The following is a 7,058-nucleotide window of genomic DNA, read 5'->3' as shown; positions in this document are numbered from 1 at the left end:
GATGCCCGTACTGCGGGAGGACGAGGCTCGCGACGACTTGCGTAAAGCACTTCGTGAGACGCTTGCCGAACGCTGCAGCACCACCTCTGTCCTCGACCACATCGCAAGCCGCCAGGGATACGACCGTGACCTCTGGCGAGTTATCTCCGACGAGATGGGTTTGACCGCGATGCTCGTTCCCGAAAAATTCGGCGGCCACGGTGCCACCGTGCGAGACGCGGCTGCTGTCGTGGAAGAACTCGGCCGTGCTGTCGCCCCAGTCCCGTTCCTCGCCAGCGCCGTGCTGGCCACCAACGTTGTCCACGCAGCGGCGTCAGCCGGAAGTGACGCTGCACCAGAGTTGTTGGGGCGGTTGGCCGCCGGTGCGATCGCCTGCCTGACTGTCCCGGCGACATCGTCGCCCTTCGCGCCCGTCGACGTCACGGTGAGGGCAGATGGAAACGGCGCACTTACCGGCAGGGTCACCAATGTCTTGGCCGCAGATTGTGCCGACCTATTCGTCGTCCCCGCGGTCGGACCGGCGGGCACCGTGCTGTTTGCCGTCGAATCCGAAGCGCCCGGGCTGACCATCAACCGTCGTACCTGCCTCGACGAGACACAGCCGGTCTCCGATGTCGAGCTCACGGGAGTGCCTGCAATAGCGTTGGCACACAACGAGTCCGCACCGACGATGCTGTCTGTAGCGCTGCAGATCGCTGCGGTGGTGCAGGCATCTGAAGCGGTGGGAATCGCCGATTGGGCGCTCGACGAGGCAACGTCCTACCTCACGGTGCGCAAACAGTTCGGCCGTCCGATCGGGTCGTATCAAGCGCTGCGTCATCGCGCGGCGCACATGTGGATCACCAATAACCAAGGCCGAGCAATCGTGAGGTACGCGATTGCCTGTCACGCTGACTCGTTAGAGGATCGGATGATCGCGCTAGCGATGGCCCAAGCGTACAGCGTTCCCAACGCCCTAGCGGTCAACGAGGCGTGCCTGCAGCTGCATGGTGGGATCGGTTTTACCTGGGAGAGCGGCGTTCACCTTCATCTCAAACGCGCTCTGGCCAATACTGTGCAATTCGGGACCTCTGCACTCGCACTCTCTGCGCTCGGCGACGCGATCAACATCGAGGCGCCGTCCGACGCACTGGGCCAGCGTGGTGAAACGAAGTGCAGGGCATGACCTGCGATAGCGGCTCTGCGGCGACATCGGGCACATCACCACGGCGACCGCGCTACTCGACGCGGCCGGTAAGTCGCCGAGCGTGCCTTAACCCGACCTGGACATCACACACCTCGACAATGCGAAGGAACAGAAGTGCACCAGCCTCCGATGATGAACGGCGCGACCAACTTTGACACTGACTCCTCACCTACGGCCGATGCCACGATGACACATGCGCCTCGGCTCGCCGGTCGTACCGCGATCGTGACTGGCGCCAGCCGCGGTATCGGTCGAGCAATCGCCATCGCGTTTGCACGCGAGGGAGCTGCGGTGGCCGTCGTCGCGCGCAGCGAAACCGAATGGAGTCCCATGCATCCCGGAACCATTCACGACGTTGTCAAGGACATCCACCAAGCCGGCGGACACGCGGTCGCTATCCCCGCGGATTTATCTCAAGCCGCTGACGTTGAGAAGCTCTACGACGTGGCGCGCACTGAACTCGGACCCATCGACCTCTTGATTAACAACGCTGCACTCACCGTGCCGGGGCGCCCGCCGGCATCCCGGGCCGACGCCGCGACCCACCAACAGCAGAGCCGTAGTAGCGCAAGACCTCGACAGGCGGCTGACGCAACGAGCGACGCGAGCCAACCACCGACGCCATGGCAGACACTCTCGATCCTCGACGTGCCACTCAAGGCGTTCAGAATGCACTTCGAGATTGGGCTGTTCGCGAGCTACCGGCTGATGCAGCTGGTGCTGGCTGACATGATCAACGCAAACCGCGGCTCAATCGTCAACATCAGCTCGTCAGCCGCACTGGACCCCGGCGAGGGACCATACACCGATGACGCCGTCGCCGGACCGATCCCATACGGATGCAACAAGTTGGCGATGCACCACCTCACTCAGACAGTTGCGCTGCAAATGCAGCCCTACGGCATCGCGGCGAACCTGCTCTTGCCCTCCGAACCGGTTCTGACGCCAGGGAATCTGTTCGCCGCAGCCGACGAGACGCAATGGGCCGACGCCGCAGACTTTGCGGAGGCTACCGTCCGGGTCGCGCTATCAGACCCCCAACAGCAGAACGGGTGCGTGCTGTGGAGCGATGACGTCTTGCATCCCGAACGCGGACGACGAGGATGGCTCCGGTGACACTGAACACGGAGCAGCAGACCCAGTATCCGGCATGTGCGAGGCACCACCTCTACGATCACCGCATCCCTCATGTGCACTGCAAGCCGTCCGCGGTACCAGAATAATCCGAACACACATATAGCGCTTTAAGTGTGAGATTGTTCCGGGTGATGATTCGGGCCGCGGCCGGCTAGGCAAGCCGATCAGTCCGTCCATGTGAGGGGCGCTCGAGTTGTAAGGCCGCCGTTGTGGCTCGATGGGCACGCCCACCTGCAGCTTGCCGCCCTGCGAACCCGGGTGGGCTGTTCCGCTTGTGCCGAGTCGCCAGCGCCGTCGGATTTTCCTTGCTCGACCCGGTGTGGTGCGAAACACTTTGAGTCGCTATAATAGTGATCGATTTAACTCGGGTATTCGCACCCAACGCATCTGCACACCCACGATCTGAAGGCAACGGCAATGGGGCGGTTGGACGGCAAGGTTGCATTCATCACCGGCGCGGCCCAGCGGGGCAAGGCAGGTCGCACCCAGATCCCACCAGAAGCATCCATGACCGCACAACAAACATGCGTGACAGAAGGAGACATTCGATGACCGCCGCGCAACGTGGTGCAGCGACCTGCCCTGTCGGGCCCTATTCTTGGTCGTCCGGGGACCACCCGCCAATGACTGGATTCCAGCAATTCGACGGCGATAGGCTGCCGCCAGTGTTCTTCACGAAGGACGCGCAAGGCTATTACGTCTTCACCGATCACGACGTGATCGCCGAGGGCTACACGCGCCCCGACTTGTTTTCCAGCCACGCGATGGAGCCGATCCAACCCGACCCGCCGTACATGTGGATCCCTGAGATGCTCGACCCGCCCGAGCACACCAAGTGGCGCCGGCTGCTCGCCCCCCTGTTCACCCCGGCCCGGGCGGCGGCGATGAAAGACGGCGTTCGTGCTCTCGCAGTCGATCTGATCGATCACCTCGCGAGCGCAGACCACTGCGATTTCGTGACCGAATTCGCCAACAAGTTCCCGACAACGATCTTCCTGAGCCTTATGGGCCTGCCGCAGAGTGATCTCGACACATTCCTGAAATGGGAACACGAGGCTCTGCACCTCAACGAAGAGACCGACCCCACCCGCGAAAAGTCCGCGGCGGCAATGGCCGAAATAACAAAGTACTTCGTAGAGGCCATTGCGAACGCCCGCAAGTCCGAAAACGACGGGAAGTCGGACATTCTCAGCCAGGCGGTGCGCTGGGAGATAGATGGCAAGCCGATCCCCGACGCCGACGTGCTGTCACTCGGCACGCTTATGTTGCTGGCCGGCCTGAATACCGTCGCTTCACAGTTGTCCTACGCTTTTTATACGTTGGCAACGAAACCTGAATTACGCCAAAGGATCCTCGATGACACGACGGTCATTCCCGCGGCAGTCGAGGAGTTCCTGCGAGCCCACCCAATTGTGCAGCCCGGCCGGCGCGTCACCCAGGACGTCGAATTTCATGGATGCCCGCTGAAGAAGGGCGATATGGTGCTGTTCCCGCTCGCAGCGGCGGGACGTGACGCGAACCAATATGAGCGGGCATCCGAGATCGACTTCGATCGCGGGCCATTCCGGCATATCTCCTTTGGTTCTGGACCGCACCGCTGCCTGGGTTCGCATCTGGCGCGCGTCGAGCTGGCGGTCGCACTTGAGGAATGGCACAAGCGGATTCCCAATTACCGTATCGCGGAAGGCGAGTCGATCGTCGAACACCACAGTGGTGTCTACGGCCTCAACAGCTTGCCGCTGACGTGGGCCTGACGCGAGGGGTCGACGCGCGGATGCTTCTGTGCCGCTTGGCGGGTCAAGCAGTCGTCAGAGTCATTGCGCCGACCTGGGGTCCGTAGGAATTGGCCACCACGGACGTGCGGGCGCCGGGAACCTGACGCAGGCCGGCCTGACCGCGCAGCTGCAGAACCGCTTCGATGAGCAGGGTGAGGCCGTGCAGCCGGCCTTCGCCGAGGTGGCCTCCCGCGGTGTTCAACGGTAGCGAACCCCCAGGGCCGATAGTCTTACCCCCGGCCACCCAGTCGCCGTACTCGCCGAGGGCACAGAACCCGAGCGCTTCGATCCACGACAGGGTGATGTGGGTGAACCCGTCGTAAAGCTGCGCACAGTCGATCCCGTCCGGCCGAAGGTCGGACCGGCGCCACAGCGTTCGCGCGCAGTCGATAGTGGCTCCGAAGACCTGGTCGTCTTCGAACATCCAGTCGGGATTGCGACCCGTTCCGTAGGCCAGGCTCTCGATCATCACCGGCGTGTTCCGCAGATCTCGGGCGCGTGCCGGTGACGTGATGACGACCGCAGAGGCGCCGTTGACGGGCCGGTCGCAGTCGAGCAACAGGAGGGGGTCGACCACTATGCGCGAGGCAAGGTAGTCCTCGAGGGTCAACGGTTCGCGGAATAGCGCGCGGTCGTTCATCGCTGCCCAGCGCCGTGCGTTGACGGCGAGGTAACCGTAGTGCTCTTGCGTGGTGCCGTACTCGGCCATCCGGCGTTGCTTCCGCATGGCCATGCTGACCAGGATCGACTTATTGGTGCTGTTGCCGTACGGGGCGGTGAACTGCTCGCGACCGGTGATCTCGGTGGGGCCACGTGAGGTGCCGCCGTGGTAACCGGCCTCGGCGGACATGCACCGGTAGGCGAGGGCTACCTCACAGGCTCCTGAGGCGACAGCCATAGCCGCGGCCATCGGCCCGGAAAGGCCGGACGGGCCGGTGGTCTCCAGGTCCTGATAGGCGGTTAGGTCGGGAATCCCGAGGAGTCTGGCGGCGGTCAAGGTATCAGGTGACTCCGGCCCGAACCGGCTCTGGAATAGACCGTCGACGTCCTCCGGATGCAGTCCGGCATCGTGGAGAGCAGCCCGACAAGCCTGCAGGGTCAACTGTTCTTTGCCGGGCCCTCCGCGCAACGCAGTCGGGGCGTAGCCGACGCCGACCACTGCAGTCGGTTCCAACCGCCGGCTCACTGGGGCACTCCGCGGAACTGAGGAAGCATCCGGTCGCCGCTCGCCCTGAAGGTAACCTCCACCGGCATTCCCACCCGGACCGACTCCAGGTCCGTGTCGACGATGTTGGTGAACAGGCGCACCTTCGAGTCCTCTTCAAGCTCAATCAGGGCGACGACGTAGGGAAGCCGGTCCGCAAAAGCTTGGTGGAACGCGCGATCGACGGTCGCGAACGAATACACCTGCCCCCGCCCGGACACCTCGATGAATGAGAGGTCATCGCCGTGGCACCGTTGGCAGGTGATGTCGGGCGGATACTGCAGGTCCTGACAGGTCGAGCAGCGCTGGACCACCAGAGAGCCGTTGTCAGCAGCGGTCCAGAACGGGGCACTGACTTCGTCGGGAACGGGGACCGGTCGCTGCGTCATCGATACCTTCGCAAAGGGGATTCAGGGCAGGTGGTTGCTACTCCGCCCACTGGCCGCCGTCTTCGTCAATGATGAGCGCCATTTCGGGGCACGTCGCAACGCCTGCGCGGACCACCCTCTCGTGGGCTTGCGCCACCTCGTGCGGTTCCAGGGTGCTGTAGCCCAGGTCGTCGATGGGGAACTGCTCTGGATCGACCGCGTAACACTGGCTGTGTCCACGACACCTGTCGCGGTCCAACCGCACTTTCATGCAGCGCTCGCTTCCTGCCGCAATTGAAGTTACAAGAGTGCTAATCGATGAATTATAGCTCGAATTATGCACAGGGTTCAGCACTTCTGTCAGTGCTCCCACCGCGTCCAATCGGGCCGCTTCGAAGACCGCGGCGAGGCCGAAGAAATGACACGACGTATCTGAGACAACTGCAGTCGAGCAGGGGGGCTACCGGGCTGGAATCATCGCAGTCGTGATGCGAGGCGGCTGGACGGGACGGTTGTGGGCCGAAGCTGCCGGCACCTACGCGGCGATCTTGAAGCACCCATTCCTGGCTGGCCTGACCGACGGCAGCCTCGACCCGGAGCTCTTCACCCACTACGTCGTCCAGGACGCACACTATCTGCGGGATTTTGCTCGCACGCTGACAGTTGTGGGCAGCAAGGCACCAACGCACGCCGGTGTCGGCATGTTTGCCCGGCACGCCGCCGGCACCGTCGAGGTCGAGCTCGCCCTGCACGAGTCATTGCTAACCGAACTGGGCATCCAGAACCCCGATGCCATGCCGGTCGCGCCAACCACGCTCGCCTATACGAGCTACCTGTTGGCCACCGCTCACCGCGGCACCTTCGCCGATGGGTTCGCTGCGGTGCTGCCGTGTTACTGGATTTATGCCGAGGTGGGCGCCGAGCTGGTTAAGCGCGGTTCGCCGGATCGCCGCTACCAGCGCTGGATCGACACCTATGCCGACGACGAATACCAGACCATCGTCGCCGAGGTGCTGGCGCTGGCCGACAACGTTGGCCCGACCCTATGCGCCGCCGACGAGACGCGCGCCCGCGCCCATTTCGCCACCACCGCCCGCTACGAGTGGATGTTCTGGGACGCCGCGTGGCGCCGCGAGGTGTGGCATGTCTGACGACGTACGACGCGGGCTAGTTCCACGAGCTCAGCGGCCTTACAGGAAGGCGCTGCATAGCTGCTGAAATGCCCCGAACTGGCGTTATGCAGCGAAGGTTCAGGGTGGATCGAGGCTAAGATTTCATGACGGTTTCAGTTGAGCAAAGGTACTGCAGCTCACCCGCGATGCGAGGGCCGAGATCGCCTGTTTGGCTTTAGTGTTGGCTGCTATGGCCGGACTGAACAATTACGTGAA

Annotated in this window: 7 protein-coding genes; 4 read left to right on the top strand and 3 right to left on the bottom strand. The window is 63.2% G+C overall.

The genetic code is table 11. The annotated features are described in order from the left end of the window. The 3 genes from VNW74_RS24145 to VNW74_RS24135 all read left to right on the top strand — a co-directional run. On the top strand, positions 1–1,165 hold a 1,165-nt coding region (locus VNW74_RS24145), incomplete at its 5' end, for an acyl-CoA dehydrogenase family protein (RefSeq protein ID WP_325681517.1). 135 nt (positions 1,166–1,300) lie between these two features. Next, complete coding sequence (locus VNW74_RS24140; RefSeq protein ID WP_325681515.1) at positions 1,301–2,302, top strand: SDR family NAD(P)-dependent oxidoreductase; 1,002 nt, start codon at positions 1,301–1,303, stop codon at positions 2,300–2,302. A gap of 569 nt (positions 2,303–2,871) precedes the next feature. Next, positions 2,872–4,077, top strand: coding sequence for a cytochrome P450 (locus VNW74_RS24135; RefSeq protein WP_325681514.1), 1,206 nt, complete (start codon positions 2,872–2,874; stop codon positions 4,075–4,077). 43 nt (positions 4,078–4,120) lie between these two features. Here VNW74_RS24135 and VNW74_RS24130 read toward each other — a convergent pair whose 3' ends face one another. From VNW74_RS24130 to VNW74_RS24120, 3 genes are read right to left on the bottom strand one after another with little or no spacing between them, the layout of a single operon-like run. Next, the gene (locus tag VNW74_RS24130; RefSeq protein WP_325681512.1) at positions 4,121–5,284 is read right to left on the bottom strand and encodes a thiolase C-terminal domain-containing protein; all 1,164 of its coding nucleotides are present in this window, start codon (positions 5,282–5,284) and stop codon (positions 4,121–4,123) included. After that, on the bottom strand, positions 5,281–5,691 hold the full coding sequence (locus tag VNW74_RS24125; RefSeq protein WP_325681510.1) for a Zn-ribbon domain-containing OB-fold protein: 411 nt from the start codon (positions 5,689–5,691) through the stop codon (positions 5,281–5,283). Before VNW74_RS24125 ends, VNW74_RS24130 begins: the two co-directional genes overlap by 4 nt. Positions 5,692–5,728: 37 nt before the next feature. Next, positions 5,729–5,941 (bottom strand): ferredoxin, encoded by a 213-nt coding sequence (locus VNW74_RS24120; protein WP_325681508.1) that lies wholly within the window; start codon positions 5,939–5,941, stop codon positions 5,729–5,731. Positions 5,942–6,158: 217 nt separating this feature from the next. Between VNW74_RS24120 and tenA the strand changes: the two genes are divergently transcribed. Further along, a complete protein-coding gene (gene tenA, locus VNW74_RS24115) occupies positions 6,159–6,821 on the top strand; it encodes a thiaminase II (RefSeq protein ID WP_325681519.1) in 663 nt (220 codons plus the stop codon). Positions 6,822–7,058 lie beyond the last annotated feature (237 nt).

This window comes from Mycobacterium sp. (assembly GCF_035570115.1).
GTDB lineage: Bacteria > Actinomycetota > Actinomycetes > Mycobacteriales > Mycobacteriaceae > Mycobacterium.
The sequence above is the reverse complement of the archived record's forward strand: the minus strand, read 5'-3'. Positions and strand labels throughout refer to the sequence as shown.

Excerpts from the sequence above, each read along its gene's own strand:
- VNW74_RS24135 (WP_325681514.1), top strand. The coding sequence starts at position 2,872 with ATGACCGCCGCGCAACGTGGTGCAGCGACCTGCCCTGTCGGGCCCTAT.
- VNW74_RS24125 (WP_325681510.1), bottom strand. The coding sequence starts at position 5,691 with ATGACGCAGCGACCGGTCCCCGTTCCCGACGAAGTCAGTGCCCCGTTC.
- VNW74_RS24120 (WP_325681508.1), bottom strand. The coding sequence starts at position 5,941 with ATGAAAGTGCGGTTGGACCGCGACAGGTGTCGTGGACACAGCCAGTGT.
- tenA (WP_325681519.1), top strand. The coding sequence starts at position 6,159 with ATGCGAGGCGGCTGGACGGGACGGTTGTGGGCCGAAGCTGCCGGCACC.